Here is a 22,810-nt window from a genome sequence, read left to right on the forward strand (position 1 = left end):
TCGGCCGAACATAGTGAGGCCTTCGCTGTCGCTCAGGCGGGGGCTTCGACTTCGCTCAGCCCGAACGGAGAGTTGCTATGATCCTTCAAACCCTCATCGGCGAACCCTGGGCCGATTATGGCCTGATCGATTCGGGCCATGGCCGCAAGCTGGAGCGCTATGGCCGCTTCCGCTTCATTCGCCCCGAACCGCAGGCGATGTGGGCGCCCGCGACCGAAAACTGGACGGCGGATGGCGAATTCGTGCCCGGTTCGGACGAGGAGGGCGGGGGCCGCTGGTTCTATGACAAGCCCGTCCCTGCCGAAGGCTGGCCGCTTGGCTGGAAGGAAGTCACCTTCCAGTCCAGTTGCACTCCCTTCCGCCATCTGGGCTTCTTTCCGGACATGGCGCCGGTATGGGACTGGATGCGCGAACGGACCGCCGACAAAGCCGACGCGGAGGTGATGAACCTGTTTGGCTATACTGGCGTCGGAACGCTGGCCATGTCGGCCAGCGGCGCGCGCATGGTCCATGTCGACGCCTCGAAAAAATCCGTCACCCAGGCCCGCGCCAATGCCGATCTGTCGGGCATGGCGGACAGGCCCGTCCGCTGGATCGTGGAGGATGCCGCCAAATTCGTCGCCCGCGAAGTCCGGCGCAACCGCCGCTATGACGGCATATTGCTCGATCCGCCCAAATATGGCCGTGGCCCCGACGGCGAAGTCTGGCGTCTGGAGGAAGACCTCCCGGCGCTCATCGCCAATTGCCGCCAGTTGCTCGATGCCGACAGTCGCTTCCTGTTCCTGACCGTCTATGCCGTTCGCATGTCGGCGCTGGCGATCGGTGAGTTGTTGCGTCAGGCCTTTGCCGACCTTCCCGGCGAGGTGGAAGCGGGCGAACTCGCCGTCCGCGAAGAATCGCGCGGGCTGCTGCTCCCCACCGCCATCTGGGCGCGCTGGAAGCGATAGCGCCGAACCCCAACATCCGTTCGGGCTGAGCTTGTCGAAGCCTTGTCCTTCTTGAAAGAAAGGACGACCCTTCGACAGGCTCAGGGCGAACGGAAAGGGGGTAAGCGCTCAACCCCGTTTACTTCCCCACCCGAATCTCGAACAGCTTTGGCCAATATTTGCCGGTGATGAACACCCGGTCCCGTGCGGCATCATAGGCGATGCCATTGGCCACCGCTTCGCTGTCCCGCACGCCAGCTGCCTTGACCAGCGGCGTAACGTCGATCCAGTCGATCACTGCGCCGGTCGCGGGATCGATCCGGGCGATCTTCGTCTCATACCAGATATTCGCCCAAATCTCGCCGCGCACATATTCCAGCTCGTTCAGCCGCTGGACCGCGCGCCCGTTCCACGTCACGGTGATGCGGCGCTGCTCGGCCAGCGTGTCGGGATCAAGGAAGCGCAATTGGGCGCTGCCGTCGCTCTGGATGATATGCCGCCCGTCCTGCGTCAGGCCCCAGCCTTCGCCAACATAGCGAAAATCGCCGACCGGCGCGAAATCGTCCAGCTTCCAGACAAATCCCTGGCCATGGCGCCAGGTCAGGCTGATCAGCCGGTCGTTCCAATTGACGATCCCCTCGCCAAAATAGCGCGGCTCCAGCACGCGCCGCTGGATGACCTTGCCGTCCTTCAGCCGCACCTTGCGAATGTCCGACCGCCCCTCCAGCCCGGTGCTTTCATAAAGCGCACCGTCATGAAAAAAGAGCCCCTCGGTAAAGGCAGCGGAATCGTGCGGATAGGATTTGACCAGCGTCCAGGGCGTGTCGGCCAGGGCGGGGGTCGCGAACGCCAGCGCGCCCAATAGCGCGAACAGAAGCCGCTTCATTCCGCCGCTGCCTGCGCCGCAACCGCCGCCGCCAGCCAGTCGGGCAGCAGCGCCGGGTCCAGATCCTCGACCCGCCGCAACTCGATCGACAGGTCCATGTCCGGCAGCGCCGCGCGCTGGCGCTTCTCCTCCGCCTGGGCCAGCGGCACCGCGACCAGCCGCCGGTTCACCTTGGCGCGATAATGCATCCGGGCGGTATTCTCCTGCCCCACATAGCAGCCCTTGTCATAATCGACGCCGTTCAGCTCCCCGGCATTGGTTTCCAGCCACAGCGTCTGGTCCTGCCCCAGTTCACCTGCGCCCTCGAACACGCCCTGGCTTAGCCGGTGCGCGCGGAACGCCGCCGCAGCGTCGCCATCCCCTGGCGCGGCGATCCAGCGATGCCCAAGGGCAGGCAAGCGCGGATCAAGCGGTCTGTCCGCTGCATCCGGCGCCCAATGCACCGCCAGCGACTCGTCCCGCGCGATCACGACCTTGCGCCGCAGCCGGTACAGCGTCAGCCGCCTGGCCAGCGCATCGGCCTGCGCCGCCTCGCAATCGATCAGCACATCGTCGCCATCTGCCCACAGCATCATGTCGAACAGCGCTTTGCCCTGCGCGCTCAGCAACGCGGTCCAGCGCGGCACGCCCTGTGCCAGCGTCAAGACATCGCGTGTCAGCAGGCCTTGCAGGAAGGGCCGCGCCTCCTCGCCTGAAATTCTGAGGATAGCGCGGTCGGTGAGGGTGGTGCCGGTCATCGGCTTTAGGTAGGACAGGCGACTTCCATATCCAAGCGGTGAGCCACCATGTCCGAAACTTTCGACCTGATCCTTACGAACGGCACCATTCATACGCCGGGCGGCGCGGAGCGGGCCGACATCGGCGTGCGCGGCGGCAGGATCGTCGCGATCGGCACGGGGCTTGGTGACGCGGGGGAAGTGATCGACTGTACCGGGCTGGACGTGCTGCCCGGCTGCATCGACAGCCAGGTCCATTTCCGTGAGCCGGGGCTGGAGCATAAGGAAGATCTCGAATCGGGCAGCCGGGCGGCGGTGCTGGGCGGCGTCACCGCCGTGTTCGAAATGCCCAACACCAATCCCAACACCGACACGGCCGATCGCGTCCAGGACAAGCTTGCCCGCGCCCATCACCGCATGTGGTGCGACCATGCCTTCTATGTCGGCGCGACTGCCGACAATGCCGAACAGCTCAAAGAGCTTGAACGCATCCCCGGCACGGCCGGGGTCAAGATATTCATGGGCGCGTCGACCGGCAGCCTGCTGGTGGACGATGACAATGCGCTGGCCCGCGTGCTGGCCAGCGGCACGCGCCGCGTCGCCATCCATGCCGAGGATGAAACGCGGATGAATGCGCGCAAGAGCCTGGCGCTGGCGGGTGACCCGTCCACCCATCCGGTATGGCGCGACGATGAAAGCGCGATGATCGCCACCAAACGCATCATCGGCCTGGCCCGCGCCGCGCGCCGCCGCATCCATATATTGCACATCACGACCCCCGCCGAACTCGCCTATATCGGCCAGAACAAGGATATCGCGACCTGCGAGGTGACGCCCCAGCATCTGACGCTGGCAGGGGAGGATGCCTATCCGCGCCTTGGCACCTATGCCCAGATGAACCCGCCGATCCGGTCGGGCGCGCACCGCGACGGGCTGTGGCATTGGCTCAACCAGGGCGTGCCCGACGTTCTGGGTAGCGATCACGCCCCCCACACGATCGAGGAAAAGGCCAAGCCCTATCCGACCAGCCCCAGCGGTATGCCCGGCGTTCAGACGCTCGTGCCGCTGCTGCTCAATCATGTCGCGGAAGGGCGGCTGACGCTGCGCCGCTTCATCGAACTGACCTCCTCCGGTCCTCAGCGCGTGTTCGGGCTGGTCGGCAAGGGGCGGATCGCGCTCGGCTATGACGCCGACTTCACCGTGGTAGACCTGAAAAAGCGCTGGACCGTCGGCAGCGACTGGCTTGCATCCCGCTGCAACTGGTCGCCGTTCGAGGGGATGGACCTGACCGGCAAGGCGGTCGGCACCATCATCCGCGGCCACCGCGTGATGTGGGAAGATGCGCTGGCCAATGAAGCGATTGGAGAGCCGGTGCGTTTCGAGGCGACCGAATTTTCCTGATTCACATTCGATCAAGGCTGCACGCCACCATGCATCCTCCCCTGCAAGGGGAGGTGGCAACGCAAAGCGTTGACGGAGGGGTGTCACCCTCTCGATAGCGCGACACCCCTCCGTCTGGCCTTCGGCCCGACACCTCCCCTGCAAGGGGAGGATCAGTTACGACGCAACGCTGATACTAGTGGTCCGATTCTGACATTTGCAGATCCATCCCAGCCGCCAGGGGATGCAAATGTCAAAATCAATCCACTAGACCGTCGCCGCCCGGTTCCGCCGGGCCATCCGCACCCCGTCGGTCGCGAACAGGATCAGCGCGATCCAGATCAGGCCAAAGCTGAGCATCTGGCCATGGCTCAGCTTTTCGCCGAACAGCATGATGCCACAGAAAAATTGCAGCATCGGGGCCAGATATTGCAATATGCCCAGTGTCGCCATCGGCAGCCGTTGCGCCGCCATGGCGAACAGCACCAACGGCACTGTCGTCACCGCGCCTGATGTCACCAGCAGAGCGGTGGTCGCGGCGTCCTGTCCGAAACTCACCCCGCCATGGCTCGCTTCCCAGATCAGATAGGCAATTGCAGGCGGCGTCAGCAGCAGCGTCTCGACGCCAAGGCCGGTCATCGGCGCCACCGGCGTCACTTTGCGCAGCAGGCCGTAAAAGGCGAAGCTGAACGCCAGCGTCAGGCTGATCCACAATGTCGTCAGCGCCGCCGCCGCCAATATGGCCACGCCCACCGCCGCCACGCCGATCGCCATCAATTGCGGTCGTCGCAACTTTTCCTTCAAAACCATCACGCCCAGCGCGACATTGACCAGCGGGTTCAGGAAATAGCCAAGGCTTGCCGCGACGACATGGCCATCATTGACCGCCCATACATAGGTCAGCCAGTTGATCGCGATCATCAGCGCAGACCCCGCCAGCGGCAGGACCAGCCGACGGTCGCGCAACGTCGCCAATAATGGCCCCAAAGTCCGGCGCGCCGCCAGCAGTGTGACGATCAGCAATAGCGACCATAATATCCGCTGGGTGACGATCTCGATCGGATCGACATGATGGAGCAGCCGAAAGAAGATCGGCAGCAGCCCCCAAAAGCCATAGGCGAAGATCGCGGCGATCAGCCCATTGCGCGTATAATTTTGCGCCGGGCTCAGAATATCCCCCGCCCAGAAACAGCCGCAGCGCGCCAAAGGCCGCGACGATCAGGCAGAAATTGCGCCCGCCATTGCGCGAAGAAATGGCGCCGATCACCGCGCCGAACAGCGCCATGGGCACCAGCAACCAGTTCAGCGCCCCCAACAGCGGCATGAAGGCGGGAATCATCAGGACCAGGGTGACCAGGCCGATAAAGCCGGATAATATGTTCAGCATTCAGCCTAGATGGCGGTTTCGCCGCATGGCCACAAGACGGGCGTGCAGGCCAGTGGCCAGAAACTGGCCCGATGATGCGGAAATTTCGCGCGATTCACCAAATGTCCTAACGAAAAATTAACCCGCACTCTTCATGCCTTGTTTACGAAGGAGTGCAGCATGGCGTTTTTCCGGCCCGTTTCCATTATCGCGCTGACATTGGCGCTCGCCGCCTGTGGCAAGGGGGACAAGGATGCCAGCCTCGCGGCGCTCGATGCGCAACTCACCAACAATGCGGTCGACCCCGCGCTGAAAGGCGCGCTTGCCGACCCGATCGTGGTTGATCCCCAACTGGTCGGCCAGTCCAACCGCAATGCCGTGCGCACGGCCGATCGTCCGGCCAATGGCGCGGTGCCGCTGCTTGGCGGCGATGCGGGCAAGGCGCAGGCGGCCGCGCTGCAACAGGCGGGCGGCAAGCTGCTCAGCGCGCCAGCACCCAGCGCGGGTGATGCTATGCCATCGACCGTCACCCTGGGCGCGGTCGCGCGCGAACAGGCGTCCCGCAACGGCGGCAACGCCAATTGCAGCAAGCAGCTCGTCTATGGGATGGAATGGGCGCAACGCCTGCCCGATCCCTTCACTGTGTATCCCGGTGCGCAACTGGTCGAAGCGGCCGGCGCGGAACGTGATGGCTGCACCCTGCGCGCCGTCAGCTTCGTCACGCCTGTCCCGCGTCAGGGGGTGATGGACTATTATTATACGCTCGCCCGCCGCGCGGGCTATGATGGCGAACATAAGATATTGGGCGGCGATCATGTGCTGGGCGGCACGCGCAAGGCGGATGGCAGCGCCTATTTCATTCTCTTCACCGATGCGCCGGGCGGCAAGACCAACATCGACATCATCGCCGACAACGGAAAATAAGGGCAAAGGCGGCGAATCGGGCCGCCCCATTCCCCTGATCGCCATTTGCCTGTAGGGGCAGCGGCATGACCAATATTTTCCTTGTTATGGGCGGGGGCGCGGTGGGCGCTGCGCTGCGCTACCAGCTGGGCCGCGTCCTGGGCGCCATGGTGCCCGGCGCCGCCTGGCCATGGGGCACGTTCGCCGCCAATCTGCTCGGCGGTTTCGCCATGGGCCTGCTTGCAGGCTGGCTGGCGCGTGGCAGCACGATGCCGGGTGAACCGATCCGGCTGTTGCTGGGCGTCGGCCTGCTGGGCGGTTTTACTACCTTCTCCGCCTTCAGCCTGGAAACCTTGTTGATGATCGAGCGTGGCCAGCTTCTTGTCGCGCTGACCTATGCGTTGGCATCGGTGATCGGGGCGATCGTCGCGCTGGCGCTGGGCCTGTCGCTGATGCGGAGCATCGTCGCATGAAGGGCCGTCCTCCCGGCAAGGGCGACGCGCCGCGCGGTCGCAAACCCGCAACCCCCGGCAAATCCTTCGGCAAGCCGTCCGGCGCACCCGGTCGCGCCCGTGGCGGCGCAAAGGCGGCCACCGCGCGCAAGGGGGAGGGTGGCAAGCCCGCGTCGAAACCACCCTTCAAGTCCGGCCCGAAAAAGCCCGCCGCCAAACCCGCCGCTGCCAAGGCTGCGCCAGTGGTTCAGGCCGCTGCGCCCAAGCCTTCGGCCGCGAAGGGCGTCTCGCTCGACGTGCGCCAATATCGGGTTCATGCGGACGATGACGGCATCCGCCTCGACCGCTGGTTCCAGCGCCACTTGCCCGATGTCGGCTTCAACATCGTGTCGCGCTGGTCGCGCACCGGCCAGTTGCGGGTCGACGGCGCGCGCGCCGCACCGGGGGATCGCATCGCCGAAGGGCAGATGATCCGCGTCCCGCCCGCCGAAGCGAAGGCCGCCCCGTCCGAACGCCCCGCCCGGCGTGTCCCGGTCATAGACCTGACCCCTGACGAAATCGCCTATGCGCAGGAAATGGTCATCCATCGCGATGCGCAGGCTATCGTCATCAACAAGCCGCCCGGACTCGCCACGCAGGGCGGGACCAAGACGGACGAGCATGTCGACCGCTTGCTCGACGGCCTGATCTTCAACGCCGAATCGCGGCCAAAGCTGGTCCACCGGCTGGACAAGGACACGTCGGGCGCGCTGCTGCTCGCCCGCTCCAGCCGCGCCGCCGCCCATTTCGCCAAGGCGTTTTCCAGCCGCACCGCGCGCAAGGTCTATTGGGCGCTGGTCATCGGCGTGCCGTCCATCGCGGACGGCATGATCGAACTGCCGCTGGCCAAGCAACCGGGCACCGGCGGCGAAAAAATGCATGTCGACGAAGCGGAAGGCTTGCCCGCCCGCACCCGCTATCGCGTCATCGAACGCGCGGGCAATCGCGCCGCCTGGGTCGAACTGCAACCCTATACCGGCCGCACCCACCAGTTGCGCGTCCATCTCGCCGCGATCGGCCATCCCATCGTCGGCGACGGCAAATATGGCGGCAAGGACAGTTTCCTGACCGGCACGATCAGCCGCAAGATGCACCTTCATGCCCGCCGCATCCGTGTCGATCATCCCGATGGTGGCCGCGTCGACGTGATGGCGGACCTGCCTGCCCATTTCGCCTCCAGCCTTGCCGATCTCGGCTTCGACATCAGCCTGGGCGACATGCCGCTGGATGACGAGATCGACCGCAGCCCCACGCGCGAGGATGAAAAGAAATTCGCGCGCCAGCATGCCAAGCAGATACGCAAGGATCGCAAGGGCGAACGGCGCTCGCGGGGCGGGGGCGGATAGGGGCAGCGTCTATGGCCAACCCGTTAGTCGTGTTCGATTGCGACGGCACGCTGGTCGATGGCCAGCACAGCATCTGCGCCGCCATGGCCCGCGCGTTCGAGGAAGCCGGTCTGGTCGCGCCCGACCGGCTGGCCATCCTCTCCGCGGTCGGCCTTTCGCTGCCCCATGCCATGGCCCGGCTGCTGCCGGATGCGGAGGCGGATTTTCACGCTCATCTCGCGGAACGCTACAAACTGGCCTTTCAGGCGCTGCGGCGCGAAAATGCGGTGTCCGAACCGCTCTATCCCGGCATGGCCGATCTGGTGCATGATCTGGATCGCGCAGGCTGGCTGCTGGGCGTCGCCACGGGCAAGTCGGATCGGGGCCTGGCGCTCTGCCTGACCCATCATGGCCTGATCGACCGCTTCGTGACGCTCCAGACCGCCGATCGCCACCCGTCCAAGCCGCACCCCTCCATGCTGCTGACCGCCATGGCCGAAGCCGGCGCGTCCCCGGACACGACCGTCATGATCGGCGACACCAGTTTCGACATCGACATGGGGCTGGCGGCAGGCGTGCGCAGCATCGGCGTCGCCTGGGGCTATCATGCCCCTGACGAACTGATCGCGGCAGGCGCGCAGGCAGTGGCCATGGACAGCGGCGAATTGCGCCGCCATATCGGCGCGCCATGACCGACTTTCCGCCTCCACCCCCCGTTGATCCCGAAAAGATCGCCCGCCAGCGGCATTTCGCCATCGGCCTGTTCCGCCTGTCGGGTGCGTTGATCGTCATGTTCGGCTTCCTCGCCATCATGCAGCGCTTCACCTGGGTGCAGGGGGACAAGGCCAAGGCGTTCGGCGCGATCATGGTCATCGTCGGCCTGTTCCAGTTCGTCATCGTGCCCCGCCTGATGCTGGCCCTGTTCAAGCGTACAAAGCCATGAAGCGCTTTTACAAGGACGTCGCCGTGATCGCGTCCGATCAGGGTTTTGCCGTCCAGCTCGACGCCCGCCCGGTCCGCACCCCCGCCCGTGCGCTGCTGGCGCTGCCTACGCCTGCCCTGGCTGAGGCGGTGGCTGCCGAATGGCGCGCGCAGGGGGAGAGTGTCGATCCCGCGACGATGCCCTTTACCGGCCTCGCCAATGCTGCGATCGACCATGTCGTCGCCAACCATAAGAGCTTTGCCGCCGGGATCGCCCGCTATGGCGAAAGCGACCTGCTTTGCTATCGTGCCGAAGCGCCGCAAACGCTGGTGCAGCGGCAGGCGGCGGCGTGGGATCCGCTGCTCGACTGGGCGCGCGCCCGCTATGACGTGGCCTTCGTCGTCACGCAGGGTGTCTTGCCAGTCGCGCAGCCGGCACTGACCCTCACCCGTCTTGGCGCAGTGGTCGAAGCCTTCGATCCATTCCTGCTCGCGGGCCTGTCCACGCTCGTCAATCTCAGCGGCTCGCTGATCTGCGGCCTCGCCATTGTCGATGGCGGCCATGATCTTGACGCCATCTGGCAGGCGGCGGAAATCGACGAAGCCTGGCAGGTCGAACAATGGGGCGAAGATGCGCAGGCCGCCGCGCGTAATGCACGGCGCGCGGCCGATTTTGCCGTGGCCGGAGCCTTTTGCGGGATGAGCCGTCCCTGAAAGGCTGGGAACCAGCCTGCTCCTTCGTTCATTATTCATGTTGAAAGGCGTAGCAATCGCCCGTTCGACATTATGGAATAACGACCAAGGAGACCCTAACATTGGCAAAGTCCGCCCTGATCGCTTTGATGAGCCTGTCCGCGCCGCTGGCGCTGGCTACCCCCGCAATGGCGCAGGACGCCCCCGCCGCCCCCGCCGCTGCTACCCCTGACACGGAAGCTGCCACGCAATCCGCGACCCCGGCTGCTGCGGAAATGACGCCGGAACAGATCACCGCCTTCAACAGCGCGGTTACGGCCTTCACGGCCGGGCAGGCCGCCCAGCAGGCTGGCGACAATGCCGGAGCCGTTGCAAAATATGATGCGGCGCTGCCCGCCATCCGGACCGCGGTAGAGGTTGACCCGTCCAAGATCGAGAATGTCAATTTCCTCGCCAACGCCCTCTATGCTGATGCCGCTGCCTATGGCGCGCTGGGCCAGATGGACAAGGTGATCGCCCTTTACGGCGAATCATTGCCCTATTGGCGCAAGGTCGTGGAGGCCAAGCCTGCTGACGCGGCCAGCCGCAATATCCTGGCGGGCATCTTGATCCAGATGGGCAACCAGAAGCTCGCTGCCCAGGACAAGGTCGGGTCCGCGCCGCTCTACGCCGAAGCACTGACCCTCGCCCGCAAGTCCGCGTCCGAAAATGCGAACGACAAGGTGACAAAGAATATTCTTCTTTCGGCCCTTATCGGCTCCAGCCAGACCAGCAGCGACCCCGCGCTCAAGACCGAAGCGGTGACGCTCAGCAAGACGATGCTGGCCAATGGCACGGTTGATGCGACCAACAAGCCTGCGGCCGAAGCGCTGACCGGCGCTGCCAAGGCGGGCTGACAAGCCACAACGTTTGCCCTGAGCCTGCCCTTGGGAAGGCTCAGGGCGCACGACCCTTACAAGTTGATCCGCAGGCATGCGGAGCGGGAACGGGCGTGCCCTTACGCCTCGACCCCGATCTTGTCCGCGTAGAGCAGCCGCCCGCTGCCCAGCAGCCCCAGCAGTTGCGGCAGCATATGCGGCGCGACCGCGAAACAGCCTTCGCTCCGCCCGCATTTGCCCCAGGCGGCGATATGATCCTCGCCCACATAATCCGCGCCATGGACGACGATGGCGCGCGGTTCGGCATTGTTGTTCTGCGGGTCCAGCCCGATCAGCCGCATCGCCCGGCCATGCTGGCCGACATATTGCTCGCCGGTCACATAAGCGCCCGAACTGCTGGCCAGCGAATTGGGTTCGTTGGAAAAACTGTGCAGCCAGCCGCTATGCGCCGGGTCCGATCCGCGGCCATGCGCTACCAGATAGCTGCTGCTCTGCCCGCCGATCAGGTCGACGACATGGAAGCGCAATTCCTTCGACGGGGCCGCAAAATCGGCGATCGCCACGCGGTCGCGCAGGGTGAAGGCGTCGCCATGCCGGTCTAGCGCGGCCTTGGCCTTTTCCAGCAGCGACGCATAGGGTTTGGGGGCGATCGGCTGCACGATGGGCTTGGCAGGCGATGGCGCGGCGGCGGGCAGGGGCGCTGTTACCGGCACGGCGGCCCGGCCGATGCTGTCGGATAGAAACGAAAAAGCGAGTCCGCTCATGGCGAACTTCGTGAAATTGCGGCGATCCATGGCGCGAATATAGCAAAGTCGCCGCCCCGCTCCAAGAGCGGGGCGATGCGCCTTATGGCGCGGAATGGCTCGCTTCGTCCGCAGGCTGGCTCTCTTCGCCTTCCTGTGGCAGGCGCGCGGTCATGCCGCTGGCGTCGGCATCATCCTGAATCTGCTGCTGTTCGGAAACCGACGGCGGCGGCGCGGGAGTCGCGACCGCATTGTTCGACGGCGGCGGCAGAACCGCATCGGGTTCCTCGATGATGACATTTTCGACCGGCGGCTCGACTAGATTATTGGTCGCTGCCGGTTCTTCTTCTTTCTTGCCGCAGGCGGACAGGGCCAGGGCACCGGCAAGGGCGAACAGGGCAATTTTGCGCATGGGTGATCAGTCCTTCGATGCGATGGTTGGGGTGGGTGCGGGCGCGGCGGTCGGGTCGGCCCGGCTGCTCGACGCCTCGATCTTTTCGGCCAGCAACTTGTCCCAGCCATAGGGGTCGGCGCGGAAGCTCATCGTGCCGTTGCTGCTGGCAAAGGCGGTCCAGTAGAGCAGATAGACCGCCACCTCCTGCGGCAGGGATACGCGCTGCGTCTTGCCGCTATCGATCAGCGTCTGGATCTGGCCGTTCAGGTCCGGGTCGCTCGCCACCATCAGTTCGGCCAGCGACACCGGCTTTTCCAGCCGGACGCAGCCATGGCTGGCCAGCCGGTCATAGCTTGAAAATTTCCCGCGCGCCGGCGTGTCGTGCAGATAGACGGCAAACGGGTTGGCGAAATCGAACTTCAACCGCCCCAGCGCGCTGTTCGGGCCTGCGGGCTGGACGATCCGTTCGCCGCCTTCGGGTGTCTTGACGATCTTGTAGCCCTGCTTGGCCAGCGTCGCGCGTCCCTTGGGGAACAATTCCCGCCTGGCGATCGACATCGGCACGTTCCAGGGCGGATTGACCACGATCGAATGGATGTTCGACGACAGCATCGGCGTTGCATTTTGCGGGCTGCCGGTGACGGCGCGCATCGACGTGACCGGCTGGTCGCCCTCGAACACGGTCAGCACGGCGGCGGCGATGTTCACCTGCACCCGGTTGACCGGCAGGCGGCGCGGCATCCAGCGCCACCGCTCCATATTGGCCATGATCGCGGCGATCCGGTCGTCCACGCTGACATTGAGCGCCGCCAGCGTCCGCGTGTCGAGCAACCCTGTGGGGTTGAGGCCATAGCGCCGCTGCGCGCGTTGCAGCACGTCGGTCAGATTTTCGGTCGGCGTGACGCTCCTGTCCTCCAGCGCGATGCGCGCGCGCACCACCATGGGCGCGGATGTCGCGGTCAGCACCGGCCAGCCGCCCTTGTCGCGGATCGCCTCATAGGTCGCCAGCCCCTTGCGCAACCCTTCATAGCCCGCATAGGGCGGCGTCAGCGCATTCGCCCATTGTGCCAGCCGGTCCTCGGCCACGGCCTTCGCCAATCCGGGGCGCGGGTCATAGGGTTCTGGGCGCAGCGCCCAAATCTCCAGAAAATCGGCGGCATCGACCCGTCCGGTGGACAGCGCCTTCGCCCGGTCCAGCAGCGCGCTGACCAGCGCGTCGCCGGTCAGCGTGGCGGTCGCCTTGCGCCGCGCGGTCAGCCCTTGTTCGGCTCCGCTGCGCAACCAGTCATTCGCCCATGCTTCCTGCGTGGCCGAAAGAGGGGGAATGGGGGCAGGCAATGGCGCGGGCGGCAATGGCTGCACCATCGCGGGGGCAGTGTCGGCGCCATGGCCGGGGGTTGTGTTACCGGCGTCTGGGCGTAAGCGGGCAGGGTGCTGGCACTAAGGACACTGGCACCAAGCAGGGCCAGCGTCGAAAAACGGATCATATCGGGACGGTTCATGCTGGACCAGATAGCGCAAAGCGGCCACCGTTCAAATCACGATAGCGGAAAAGATCATGCTGCACGTCGTTCACCATCCTGCCTATGTCTCTCCCGCAACACCCGGCAGCCGCTTTCGTTTCGACAAATATGGGCTGGTGATGGAGGCGTTGCGCGAAGTTGCGCCCGCCATGACGCTCCACACGCCCGATGCGATGCCGCGCGCCTGGATAGAGGCGGTGCATGATCCCGCCTATGTGGAAGAAGTGCTGACCCTCACCGTCCCGCAGGCCAAGGAACGGCGGATCGGCTTTCCTGTGACCCAGCGGGTCATGCTCCGCTCCACCCTGTCGCCCGGCGGCACCTGGGCGGCGGCGCGGCTGGCGCGCATCCACGGCTTTGCCGCTAATGCCGCAGGGGGCAGCCACCACGCGCTGGCCGATAGCGGGGCGGGTTATTGCGTGTTCAATGATCTTGCCATCGCCGCCAACCGCCTGATCGCGGAAGGGGAGGCGGATCGTATCCTCATCCTCGACCTCGACGTGCATCAGGGCGACGGCACGGCTTCGCTGCTGGCGGGGCGGGCGGATATTTTCACCCTGTCGATCCATGCTGAAAAAAATTTCCCGGTGCGCAAGGCGCGCTCTACGCTGGACATCGGCCTGCCCGACGGGGTGGAGGATGCCGCCTATCTTGCCATCCTCCATGACACGCTGCCGCGCGTGCTGGATGATTTCGCGCCCGACCTCATTCTCTATCAGGCCGGGGTTGATCCCCATGGCGACGACCGGCTGGGGCGGCTGGCCCTGACCGACGCGGGGCTGGATGCGCGCGACCGCTATGTCATGCGCCAGGCCCGCGCCCGCGCCATCCCGGTCGCCAGCACCATGGGCGGCGGCTATGGAGAGGACCGCATGGCCGTCGCCCATCGCCACGCCGCCTGCATGATCCGCATGGCGCAGGAAGCTATGGTTTGAAGCTCCAACGGGTCAGAGTGACGGCATCGCGGCTTAATGCACCGTCCCGACCGTGGGTTGCGCCCGGTCCATGATCTTCGCTGCGATCAGCCCGGCCACGGCCAGCGCCACAAAGTCACTGAACGCCAGATAGAGAATATAGCCCCAGGGCGCATGGTTGAACACGGATTGCCCGACATGCATCCACAAGACCCCGGCCAGCGCGAAGATCAGGGCTACCCGGACCCGCTCGGCAAAGCCGGTCGTCACGAACCGCAGCGCCAGCGCAATCAGCACGCCCACCACCAGCGACAGGATCAACCCGCCGATCAGGCTGGCGCTGTCCGTCACCGGAAAGCCGCTGCTGTTGTAGAAAATCTGCGCTATCGGCCCCTTGCCGTACAGGATCGTGCCCTCCGCCGTCGCCGGATCGGGGACCGTATAGACGCCGGTGCCAGTCGTGTTGAGCGCCTGCGCCAGCGCCGCCTGCAAATTGGCGCTCGCCTGTCCCTCCGCGCGGCTCATCGCCAGCGCGCTCAATGGCGTGCCCCAGAACAGGAAGCCTGTGATAAACATTGCAAAGCCGCCCAGCAGGCCGCCGATTACCGTCCGTATCATCATGCTCTCCACTCCCTGTCCCGCCCATAAGGCTAGGCCAGAACGCAGCGGAGGCAAAATCTATCCGGTAATTGTCAATCGGTAGGGCGCGATGCCTTTTCGGCGATGCCCGACACGCCCTCGCGCCGCTCCAGCTCGTCGCACACGGCATCCAGCGAAATGTCGCAATCGGCCAGCAGCAGCAGCAGGTGGAACAACAGGTCCGCGCTTTCGCCGACCAGTTCGTCACGGTTTCCCGCCATCGCGGCGATCACCGCCTCGACCGCTTCCTCGCCGACCTTCTGCGCAATCTTGCCGCGTCCCCGCGCCGTCAGCTTGGCGACATAGGATGTGGACGGGTCAGCCGACCGCCGCTGGCGGATCGTCTGTTCAAGCGTAAAGAGGGTGGCGCGCATGGCTGCGCATCAAGCGCCGCGCGCGCCACCCGTCAATGGGAAAATTATTTCCGCTTGCGGCCGCTGCGCAGCAGGCGGAAGCCGACAATGGCCACACCCATCGCAAACAGGCCCATCTGTTCCGGTTCAGGCACCGGAGTCGGGGTGCTGCCGCCTGAGCTGGACGTCGTGCCGCCGCTGCTGGTCGTGCCACCGCTGCTGGTGCCGCCGCCGCACTTGCCGAACCAGCACCATGTCGCCTGCGCCGGCGTCGCCGCACCGATCAGGCCAGCGGCCCCGGCCGCCAAAAGCATCTTGTTGAGTTTCATGAATGTCACCCTGTTTCCGTTGAACCGATATGGTCGAACGCGACCCGTCAGGGTTAATGCAGCCTTCATGCCGGATGGTGCCATCTGGCAGATTTCCGCCATTTTTCAGGGTTAACGACGCTTCCGGAAATATGGTTACTGTAAAGTAAATCGACGCTTTTGCGGGGTCAGGCCGCCCGCACCGGCACGCCCGCCGCCGCCAGCGCGCGATGGGCTTCGGCGATGCTGTGCTGCCCGAAATGGAATATCGATGCTGCCAGCACCGCGCTGGCATGACCCATGGTCACGCCCTCGACCAGATGCTCCAGCGTCCCCACGCCGCCGCTGGCGATGACGGGGATCGATACCGCGTCGGCAATGGTCCGCGTCAGCGCCAGGTCATAGCCCGCCTTCGTCCCGTCGCCGTCCATCGACGTCACCAGCAATTCGCCAGCGCCCAGCTGCGCCAGTCGCAGCGCATGCTCCAGCGCGTCGATCCCGGTCGGCTTGCGCCCGCCATGGGTGAAGATTTCCCAACGCCCTTCACCGACTTTGCGCGCGTCCACAGATCCCACGATACACTGGCTGCCGAAGCGATCGGCAATATCCGCCACCAGTTCGGGCCGCGCCACCGCCGCGCTGTTCACCGCCACCTTGTCCGCGCCTGCCAGCAGCAGCGCACGCGCATCGTCGGGCGTGCGTACCCCGCCGCCCACGGTGACGGGCATGAAACAGACTTCGGCCGTGCGCCGCACCACGTCGAGGATAGTGCCGCGCGCCTCATGCGTGGCGGTAATGTCCAGAAAGCACAGTTCGTCCGCGCCCGCCGCATCATACAGCTTCGCCTGCTCCACCGGATCGCCCGCGTCGCGCAGATCGACGAAGTTCACGCCCTTGACCACGCGCCCGTTGGCGACGTCCAGGCAGGGGATGACGCGGGTGCGGACGGTCATCGGATCACGCTGCCGCCTGCGCCACGGCCAGCGCCGTTTTCAGGTCCAGCCGCCCGTCATACAGCGCCCGCCCGGTAATCACGCCCTCGATGCCGTCGTCGGCGTGCAGGCTCAATATCCTGATGTCGGCGATCCCCGCCACGCCGCCGCTCGCGATCACCGGAATGTCGGTCGCCCGCGCCAGATCGACCGTCGCCTCGACATTGCAGCCTTTCAGCATCCCGTCGCGGCCCACATCGGTAAAGAGCAGGCTGGCAACGCCCGCATCCTCGAACCGCCGGGCCAGGTCGATCACCGGCATGTCCGATTTTTCCGCCCAGCCATCGGTCGCGACGAACCCGTCGCGCGCATCGACCGCCACGACGATCCCGCCGGGAAAATCGCGCGCCGCCAGCTTGACGAAAGCCGGATCTTTCAGCGCCGCCGTGCCGATGACGATGCGCGATACGCCAAGGTCGAACCAGCGCTCCACCGCCTCCCGGTTGCGGATGCCGCCGCCCAGCTGGACATGCCCCGGAAAGGTCTCGACAATCCGCTCGACCGCCGCGGCGTTCACCGCATGGCCCGCAAAGCTCCCGTCCAGATCGACAACATGCAGATGCTGCGCCCCCGCCTGCGCAAACAGCGCCGCCTGCGCCGCCGGATCGTCGCCATAAACGGTCGCACGATCCATATCGCCCTCGGCCAGGCGCACGACCTGCCCGTTTTTCAGATCAATGGCGGGAAAGACGATCAGAGACATGGGCTCACCAGACAATATTGGGGCAGCGTGTTCCCGCGAAGGCGGGAACCCAGCTCCGACGTTTCAACTGGGTTCCCGCCTTCGCGGGAACACGGATCGGCATCATCACGGCTTCCACTCCAGAAAGCGCGACAGGAAGGAAAGGCCATAGGTCTGGCTCTTTTCCGGGTGAAACTGGCAACCGATAATCGTGTCGCGCGCGACCGCCGCGACCAGCGGGCCGCCATGGTCGGTCACGGCCGCGACATGCGCCGGATCGGTCGCCTCGAAATGATAGCTGTGCAGGAAATAGGCCTCGCCCGCTTCGATCAGGGGCGGCGCGCCGTTCAGCACGACATCGTTCCACCCCATATGCGGCACCTTGATGCTGGCATCGCCCGGCTGCATCAGCCGCACCGTGCCGCCGATCCAGCCCAGCCCCTCATGCCGCCCGAATTCCTCGCCCGCGTCGGCCAGCAACTGCATGCCCACGCACACGCCCAGAAACGGCACGCCGCGCCGATGCACGGCCTCGCCCATCGCCTCGACCATGCCGGGGATCGCCACCAGCGCATCGCGGCACGCCCGGAACGCGCCTACGCCCGGCAACACGATCCGGTCGGCCCGCGCCACCACATCGGCATCGGCGGTAATGACGACATCGCCCGCCCCCGCCTTGCGCAGGGCATTATAGACCGAATGCAGATTGCCCGCGCCATAGTCGATCAGGGCGACCCCGCTCACAACATCCCCTTGGTCGACGGGATCGCGTCCGCCTTGCGCGGGTCGATCTCCACCGCCTGCCGCAGCGCGCGGGCCAGCCCCTTGAAGGCGCTCTCGACGATATGGTGATTGTTGCTGCCATACAGACATTCGATGTGCAGCGTGATGCCGGCGGCCTGCGCGAAGCTGTGGAAGAAATGCTCCACCATCTCCGCGTCCCACTCGCCGATCTTCTGCACGGTGAAGGGCAGCTTGCACACCAGCCATGGCCGCCCCGAAATGTCGAGCGCCACCCGCGTCAGCGTCTCGTCCATCGGCGAATAGACGGAGCCATAGCGCGAAATCCCGCGCTTGTCGCCCAGCGCCTTGGCCACCGCCTCGCCAATGGCGATTGCGCTGTCCTCGGTCGTGTGATGCTGGTCGACATGCAGGTCGCCCACGGTCTTGACGCTCATGTCGATCAGCGAATGGCGCGACAATTGCTCGATCATATGGTCGAGAAAGCCGATGCCCGTGGACACCGTATAAAGACCCGTGCCGTCGAGGTTGACGGTTACGTCGATCTGGGTTTCCGCCGTGTTGCGGTGAATCTCGGCCGTGCGCATGCTGGCCCTATAGCGCGTGCCGCCCATCTTGCAATCTGGTCGTGCGATGCGGGCCATCCAAACCGGCAGGGGGGTTGACCCCCTGTTTCGCGTCGTTAGGACATTGGCCCATGAGCGATGACCTGCCCGATAGCCTGATTCCCTATGACGAAATCGTGCAGGAAGCCCTGCGCGCCGTCGTCGGCCGCGTGCTGGGAGAGGTGCAGGCCAGCGGCGGCCTGCCCGGCAGCCACCATTTCTACATCACCTTCAAGACCCAGGCCCCCGGCGTCGACATCCCCAAGCGACTGATCGAGCGCTTCCCGGACGAAATGACCATCGTTCTCCAGAATAAATATTGGGACCTGAAGGTCAGCGACCATCATTTCGAAGTCAGCCTGACCTTCAACCAGGTCGCCGCCCACCTCGTCATCCCCTTCGCGGCAATCACGGCGTTCGTCGACCCCGCCGTCAACTTCGCCCTTCAGTTCCAGGTCGCAGGCGACGCCCTGCCCGAACCCCATGACGAAGCCGAAAATGACGGCCCGCAGGTCGTGGCGGAAGATGGCTCCAACGTCGTGACCGTGGACTTCGGCAAGAAGAAATAGGCGCAAGCGGCGGCTAGACCGCGCCTGACCGAGCGATCGTGCGCGACCAAGTCGCACTCCCAACCTCGTCACCCCGGACTTGATCCGGGGTCCCGCTTTTTGAGTGGTTTGGCTGATATTGGCCGATTTCGGAATGTCGCCTTACCGACGAGCAGGAGGGGATAGCCGCCGGTCATCTTTAGGGCACGCGACACGATCGTGGGCGGGAATAGCTGCCTGTCGCCCATCGACCACTTATTGCCATTGAGATCACAATGGCGCTGGCCCGGTTGCTGACATTCAACGGGTCGGTTATCCTGCCGATATGGGCAAGCGCAGCGGTGTCATCGATCATGAAGAGGGGTTGGCCAAATTGAGTTTGGTCGAACTCGACAACGAAATCGCAAGGTGCAAAACGCGCTTGGGCATTGCCCCCAGCACTCAGCAGAAAAAACAATTTGAAAGCCGCATACACTGGCTTGAGAGCTTCCGACAAAGATATCACGCCGATAAGTGATGTGATGCTTTCGACCAAAAATGGTCACTCGATCATTGCCATTCGTATCACCGAAACCCGCCGCTCATTGAGATGGCAAGTCGAACGCTGAATAACCAAATCTAGTGGAAAGCGGTCATTGCACCGACAGCCCTCTGTAGTAGTTTGTGGCCGTGGAATTCGACGAACTACGCGGCCGCTTAGCGGCGATCTTGGCCGTTGAGGAACGACAGCCTACCGATTGGCTCGAAGTGGAACGGCTAGCGAGCCAGCTACAACGGGAACTGCCAATCGACGCCACGCCAGAGGCGGTGCATCGCTACCTTGATGATGCCGACATTCGCTTCCGCGACGACGCCTACGGAGCGAGGCAGCGACGCGAAGTGCGTCGATATGTTGATCTTGGAGAATACGACGACGGCATCCCCGTTCCGTGGTGGGGGTGCGCTCTGGTCCTTCTTGCTGGCGCAGGCGTAGTTAAGTGGCTGCTTCTCTAGTTGCGGGCACGGCAACAAGTGGGGCGTGAGCCGCCATCAGCACCGGAACGGCAAAATAAATGGTGGAAAGCGGTCGATCTGTAGCGGGTCGCGCATCAAACGAAGGAGGCACCGCACTTAGTGCATTTGTTCGGAAGCGGCAGTCTCACGCCGCCATGTTCCTTGCCCCAAAAACGCGTCCAAAACCGCTGGTCCTGCCTGAGCGCCTCTTCCGCTTCATAGTTCGTGAACGCTGGCCAGCGGCAGGTGTAGCATTTGATGCTGAACAACCAAACGCTCGGAAGAAACGCGACAAATCCGATTGCGGACGGCCACAGATAACCTAGGGGCCAACCGACAAAGGAGGCGAGAACGAAGAGGACAAAGGCGGCTGCTGCGGCCCATTGCCAACGTCGCGCGATGCGAAATCGCCTCGGAACCGCGCTGCACTCATCACTCATTCCGCCCCCCCGAACAACCGCGATCAATGGCACTGCCCCGAGTATATGGATGAGGAGGAATGTCCGCTACTGGAGCGATTGCTGCCGAATAATTTTTATCCGGGCAATGTTGGCTATCGGTGGTCATCTACCCAGAAGCTGACCGTCGTAAATCCACCCATGACGGCCCTCCCTAGAATCGCAGATTTGCGAGTATTTTCAGTGTTACAACCGGAACCACTTGTGAGAAAGTGGTTGATGAGAATGGTTAACGACTTTGCAAGGCGGACTGTCGCCGAACGACCATTGCAGACGTTACCACCTACGATGTAGCTTCACGCAATGACAAAGATGCGCATTATCGTGCTACCAATCATGCTCAGCCTGATGGCTCCGGTATCTGCATTTGCCTGTGCCGTCCGTCGCCCTCCACATGACCCCAGCAAGACGCCTTCCGATCTGATAATCGAAGGAAGAGCGGGGCGGATCGAAAGCGAAGGCAACAGGTCTTTCAACGCCACCACGATCAGGGTCGATAAGGTTTGGCTGGGGAGCACACAGCTTAAATCAGTTAGGCTCTCGTGGCCCACGGCGCCGATGATGTGTCCACCTGAACAGCCCCCGAAAAGCAGTTCACGATTGATGATTTACTTGCGTGAGGAGAACAATGAGCTTGTGCCGATTGGTTGGCTTTTCGTGAACAAAACGCCGAATAGGCTCGCGATTGAAGCAGCGAACGACATGGCAAGATATCGGGCTTCTATCGACAAGAGCAAATAGTCCGTCGACCACCCAACTCAGCCAACCATCATCCCGCTAGTCACGCGACGTATGAACACAGGCGCACCCCCCGTCGCCACTGTGCAATTCCCGCTGTCCTACATCGCCCCCCGGCGCTAACTCTCCATATGCGACATGGGCGAACTTAGCGAAGTTTCACACGCCATCCCCTCCAACCAACCCGCCCCGGTCACCGCTCTACTGACAACCCCTTGGATTTCCTTCCCCTCACCTTAAATCAGCATCAGATTTGCGAATGACTCTTAACTGAAAGGCGCCCCCAAATGCCCGCGACCCGCACCGAAAGTGATAGTATCGGCGCCATAGAGGTGCCAGCGGACGCCTATTGGGGTGCGCAGACGCAGCGGAGCATCGAAAATTTCCCGTTCGGCTCGATGGAGCAGATGCCGATTGGCATCGTCCATGCGCTGGCCATCGTGAAGCAGGCTGCGGCGCGGGTGAACCGCCATCATGGGCTGGTCGCCACCCAGGCAGACGCCATCGAAGCCGCCGCCGCCGCCGTGGCGGCTGGCCAGCATGACGATCAGTTCCCCCTCGTCATCTGGCAGACCGGCAGCGGCACCCAGTCCAACATGAACGTCAATGAAGTGATTGCCGGCATCGCCAATGAAGCGCTCACCGGCACGCGCGGCGGCAAGCATCCGGTCCACCCGAATGACCATGTCAATCTCGGCCAATCCTCCAACGACAGCTTCCCTACAGCGCTTCATATCGCGGCGGCTCTGGCCGTCACCAAAGCCTTGTTTCCCGCGCTAGACCGGCTCCATGCCGCGCTCGACGCGAAAGCGAAGGCATGGGATCATATCGTCAAGATCGGTCGCACCCATTTGCAGGACGCGACCCCGCTGACGCTGGGGCAGGAATTTTCCGGTTACGCGCATCAGGTCTATCGCAGTCGCAAGCGGATCGAACCCGCCGCCATGCACGGCATGATGGCGCTGGCGCAGGGCGGCACGGCGGTCGGCACCGGCCTCAATGCGCCCGAAGGGTTCGATGTCGCGGTCGCGGCGGAAATCGCCACCATCACCGGCCTGCCGTTCCGCACCGCCGACAACAAGTTCGAGGCGCTGGCGTCCAACGATCCGCTGGTTCACCTGTCCTCGACACTCGCCACGCTGGCCGTCGCGCTGACCAAGATCGCCAACGACATCCGCCTGCTCGGCTCCGGTCCGCGCTCTGGCCTGGGCGAACTGGATCTGCCCGCCAACGAACCGGGCAGTTCGATCATGCCGGGCAAGGTCAATCCGACCCAGTCCGAGATGCTGACCATGGTGGCGGCGCAGGTCATCGGCAATCATCAGGCCGTGACCGTGGGCGGGATGCAGGGCCATCTGGAACTCAACGTGTTCAAACCGATGATCGGCGCGGCAGTGCTGCGCTCGATCCATTTGCTGGCCGTCGGGATGGAAAGTTTTGCGGAACGCTGTGTCGAGGGGCTGGAGGCGAACGAGACGCGCATCGCCGAACTGGTCGATCGCTCGCTGATGCTGGTCACCGCGCTCGCCCCCGCGATCGGCTATGACAATGCCGCCGCCATCGCCAAGCACGCGCACAGGACCGGCCAGACGCTCAAAGCCGCGGGGCTTGAACTGGGGCTGGTGGACGCGGCGACCTTCGACGCGCTGGTGCGGCCGGAAAATATGACATGATCGACATCGGCATGGCGGAAC

The 22,810-nt window shown here is 64.3% G+C and carries 27 protein-coding genes and 2 pseudogenes; 15 read left to right on the top strand and 14 right to left on the bottom strand.

From position 1 onward, the window contains the following. The first annotated feature begins 77 nt into the window (after window positions 1–77). Window positions 78–947, top strand: a complete 870-nt coding sequence (locus tag CJD35_RS08315) for a class I SAM-dependent methyltransferase (protein WP_017183983.1) — start codon at window positions 78–80, stop codon at window positions 945–947. Window positions 948–1,065: 118 nt separating this feature from the next. Here the strand turns inward: CJD35_RS08315 and CJD35_RS08320 are convergent, their stop codons facing one another. Further along, on the bottom strand, window positions 1,066–1,812 hold the full coding sequence (locus CJD35_RS08320; RefSeq protein ID WP_017183984.1) for a glutaminyl-peptide cyclotransferase: 747 nt from the start codon (window positions 1,810–1,812) through the stop codon (window positions 1,066–1,068). Further along, window positions 1,809–2,549: a CAF17-like 4Fe-4S cluster assembly/insertion protein YgfZ gene (ygfZ, locus tag CJD35_RS08325; protein WP_017183985.1), complete on the bottom strand. Its 741-nt coding sequence runs from the start codon at window positions 2,547–2,549 to the stop codon at window positions 1,809–1,811. The genes CJD35_RS08320 and ygfZ overlap by 4 nt, the downstream gene beginning before the upstream one ends. 48 nt (window positions 2,550–2,597) lie before the next feature. Here ygfZ and CJD35_RS08330 point away from each other — a divergent pair, with 48 nt between their 5' ends. After that, a complete protein-coding gene (locus tag CJD35_RS08330) occupies window positions 2,598–3,929 on the top strand; it encodes a dihydroorotase (RefSeq protein WP_017183986.1) in 1,332 nt (443 codons plus the stop codon). A gap of 246 nt (window positions 3,930–4,175) precedes the next feature. On the opposite strand, the gene rarD is transcribed toward CJD35_RS08330, so the two are convergent. Beyond that, a complete protein-coding gene (rarD, locus tag CJD35_RS08335) occupies window positions 4,176–5,033 on the bottom strand; it encodes an EamA family transporter RarD (protein WP_244917244.1) in 858 nt (285 codons plus the stop codon). A gap of 49 nt (window positions 5,034–5,082) precedes the next feature. Next, a pseudogene (locus tag CJD35_RS22995) lies at window positions 5,083–5,295 on the bottom strand (hypothetical protein); the annotation flags it as partial. Between the two features lie 159 nt (window positions 5,296–5,454). On the opposite strand from CJD35_RS22995, the gene CJD35_RS08345 reads away from it, so the two are divergent. The 7 genes from CJD35_RS08345 to CJD35_RS08375 all read left to right on the top strand — a co-directional run bounded on the left by CJD35_RS08345 (window position 5,455) and on the right by CJD35_RS08375 (window position 10,503). Further along, complete coding sequence (locus CJD35_RS08345) at window positions 5,455–6,198, top strand: hypothetical protein (RefSeq protein ID WP_017183989.1); 744 nt, start codon at window positions 5,455–5,457, stop codon at window positions 6,196–6,198. A gap of 65 nt (window positions 6,199–6,263) precedes the next feature. Then, window positions 6,264–6,650: a fluoride efflux transporter CrcB gene (gene crcB, locus CJD35_RS08350; RefSeq protein ID WP_017183990.1), complete on the top strand. Its 387-nt coding sequence runs from the start codon at window positions 6,264–6,266 to the stop codon at window positions 6,648–6,650. After that, entirely contained in the window at window positions 6,647–8,014 is a 1,368-nt protein-coding gene (locus CJD35_RS08355) for an RluA family pseudouridine synthase (protein WP_017183991.1), read from the top strand. The genes crcB and CJD35_RS08355 overlap by 4 nt, the downstream gene beginning before the upstream one ends. Window positions 8,015–8,025: 11 nt before the next feature. Further along, on the top strand, window positions 8,026–8,685 hold the full coding sequence (locus CJD35_RS08360; protein ID WP_017183992.1) for an HAD-IA family hydrolase: 660 nt from the start codon (window positions 8,026–8,028) through the stop codon (window positions 8,683–8,685). Then, window positions 8,682–8,936, top strand: coding sequence for a hypothetical protein (locus CJD35_RS08365; protein ID WP_017183993.1), 255 nt, complete (start codon window positions 8,682–8,684; stop codon window positions 8,934–8,936). Before CJD35_RS08360 ends, CJD35_RS08365 begins: the two co-directional genes overlap by 4 nt. Next, window positions 8,933–9,628 (top strand): ATP12 family chaperone protein, encoded by a 696-nt coding sequence (locus CJD35_RS08370; RefSeq protein ID WP_017183994.1) that lies wholly within the window; start codon window positions 8,933–8,935, stop codon window positions 9,626–9,628. Before CJD35_RS08365 ends, CJD35_RS08370 begins: the two co-directional genes overlap by 4 nt. A 101-nt stretch (window positions 9,629–9,729) precedes the next feature. Further along, the gene (locus CJD35_RS08375) at window positions 9,730–10,503 is read left to right on the top strand and encodes a hypothetical protein (RefSeq protein WP_017183995.1); all 774 of its coding nucleotides are present in this window, start codon (window positions 9,730–9,732) and stop codon (window positions 10,501–10,503) included. Between the two features lie 101 nt (window positions 10,504–10,604). Here the strand turns inward: CJD35_RS08375 and CJD35_RS08380 are convergent, their stop codons facing one another. The 3 genes and pseudogenes from CJD35_RS08380 to CJD35_RS08390 form a co-directional block, all read right to left on the bottom strand. Further along, window positions 10,605–11,279 carry a murein L,D-transpeptidase catalytic domain family protein gene (locus tag CJD35_RS08380; protein WP_017183996.1) on the bottom strand — a complete coding sequence of 225 codons (675 nt, stop codon included), beginning with the start codon at window positions 11,277–11,279 and terminating at the stop codon, window positions 10,605–10,607. A gap of 52 nt (window positions 11,280–11,331) precedes the next feature. After that, complete coding sequence (locus CJD35_RS08385; protein ID WP_017183997.1) at window positions 11,332–11,640, bottom strand: hypothetical protein; 309 nt, start codon at window positions 11,638–11,640, stop codon at window positions 11,332–11,334. 6 nt (window positions 11,641–11,646) lie between these two features. Next, window positions 11,647–13,109 (bottom strand): annotated as a pseudogene (locus CJD35_RS08390) (L,D-transpeptidase family protein). Window positions 13,110–13,180: 71 nt separating this feature from the next. Here CJD35_RS08390 and CJD35_RS08395 point away from each other — a divergent pair. Continuing rightward, the gene (locus CJD35_RS08395) at window positions 13,181–14,080 is read left to right on the top strand and encodes a histone deacetylase family protein (RefSeq protein WP_017183999.1); all 900 of its coding nucleotides are present in this window, start codon (window positions 13,181–13,183) and stop codon (window positions 14,078–14,080) included. A 33-nt stretch (window positions 14,081–14,113) separates the two neighbouring features. On the opposite strand, the gene CJD35_RS08400 is transcribed toward CJD35_RS08395, so the two are convergent. The 7 genes from CJD35_RS08400 to hisB all read right to left on the bottom strand — a co-directional run bounded on the left by CJD35_RS08400 (window position 14,114) and on the right by hisB (window position 18,361). After that, entirely contained in the window at window positions 14,114–14,680 is a 567-nt protein-coding gene (locus CJD35_RS08400) for a hypothetical protein (RefSeq protein ID WP_017184000.1), read from the bottom strand. A gap of 71 nt (window positions 14,681–14,751) precedes the next feature. Continuing rightward, on the bottom strand, window positions 14,752–15,072 hold the full coding sequence (locus CJD35_RS08405) for a phosphoribosyl-ATP diphosphatase (RefSeq protein ID WP_017184001.1): 321 nt from the start codon (window positions 15,070–15,072) through the stop codon (window positions 14,752–14,754). A gap of 44 nt (window positions 15,073–15,116) precedes the next feature. Next, window positions 15,117–15,380: a PEP-CTERM sorting domain-containing protein gene (locus CJD35_RS08410; protein WP_017184002.1), complete on the bottom strand. Its 264-nt coding sequence runs from the start codon at window positions 15,378–15,380 to the stop codon at window positions 15,117–15,119. Between the two features lie 167 nt (window positions 15,381–15,547). Beyond that, window positions 15,548–16,312 (bottom strand): imidazole glycerol phosphate synthase subunit HisF, encoded by a 765-nt coding sequence (hisF, locus tag CJD35_RS08415; protein ID WP_017184003.1) that lies wholly within the window; start codon window positions 16,310–16,312, stop codon window positions 15,548–15,550. A gap of 4 nt (window positions 16,313–16,316) precedes the next feature. Next, entirely contained in the window at window positions 16,317–17,054 is a 738-nt protein-coding gene (gene hisA / locus CJD35_RS08420) for a 1-(5-phosphoribosyl)-5-[(5-phosphoribosylamino)methylideneamino]imidazole-4-carboxamide isomerase (protein ID WP_017184004.1), read from the bottom strand. Window positions 17,055–17,159: 105 nt separating this feature from the next. Beyond that, window positions 17,160–17,777, bottom strand: coding sequence for an imidazole glycerol phosphate synthase subunit HisH (gene hisH / locus CJD35_RS08425; protein ID WP_017184005.1), 618 nt, complete (start codon window positions 17,775–17,777; stop codon window positions 17,160–17,162). After that, the gene (hisB, locus tag CJD35_RS08430; protein ID WP_026002551.1) at window positions 17,774–18,361 is read right to left on the bottom strand and encodes an imidazoleglycerol-phosphate dehydratase HisB; all 588 of its coding nucleotides are present in this window, start codon (window positions 18,359–18,361) and stop codon (window positions 17,774–17,776) included. The genes hisH and hisB overlap by 4 nt, the downstream gene beginning before the upstream one ends. A 110-nt stretch (window positions 18,362–18,471) precedes the next feature. On the opposite strand from hisB, the gene CJD35_RS08435 reads away from it, so the two are divergent. The 5 genes from CJD35_RS08435 to fumC all read left to right on the top strand — a co-directional run bounded on the left by CJD35_RS08435 (window position 18,472) and on the right by fumC (window position 22,789). After that, window positions 18,472–18,948, top strand: coding sequence for an SspB family protein (locus CJD35_RS08435; protein ID WP_017184007.1), 477 nt, complete (start codon window positions 18,472–18,474; stop codon window positions 18,946–18,948). A gap of 304 nt (window positions 18,949–19,252) precedes the next feature. Further along, complete coding sequence (locus CJD35_RS08440; RefSeq protein WP_017184010.1) at window positions 19,253–19,444, top strand: hypothetical protein; 192 nt, start codon at window positions 19,253–19,255, stop codon at window positions 19,442–19,444. Between the two features lie 152 nt (window positions 19,445–19,596). Further along, on the top strand, window positions 19,597–19,920 hold the full coding sequence (locus CJD35_RS08445) for a hypothetical protein (protein ID WP_037514946.1): 324 nt from the start codon (window positions 19,597–19,599) through the stop codon (window positions 19,918–19,920). Window positions 19,921–20,681: 761 nt separating this feature from the next. Continuing rightward, window positions 20,682–21,119 carry a hypothetical protein gene (locus CJD35_RS08455; RefSeq protein ID WP_026002552.1) on the top strand — a complete coding sequence of 146 codons (438 nt, stop codon included), beginning with the start codon at window positions 20,682–20,684 and terminating at the stop codon, window positions 21,117–21,119. Window positions 21,120–21,403: 284 nt separating this feature from the next. Then, entirely contained in the window at window positions 21,404–22,789 is a 1,386-nt protein-coding gene (fumC, locus tag CJD35_RS08460; protein WP_017184013.1) for a class II fumarate hydratase, read from the top strand. Window positions 22,790–22,810: the final 21 nt, after the last annotated feature.

Source organism: Sphingobium xenophagum, assembly GCF_002288285.1.
Taxonomy (GTDB): domain Bacteria; phylum Pseudomonadota; class Alphaproteobacteria; order Sphingomonadales; family Sphingomonadaceae; genus Sphingobium; species Sphingobium xenophagum.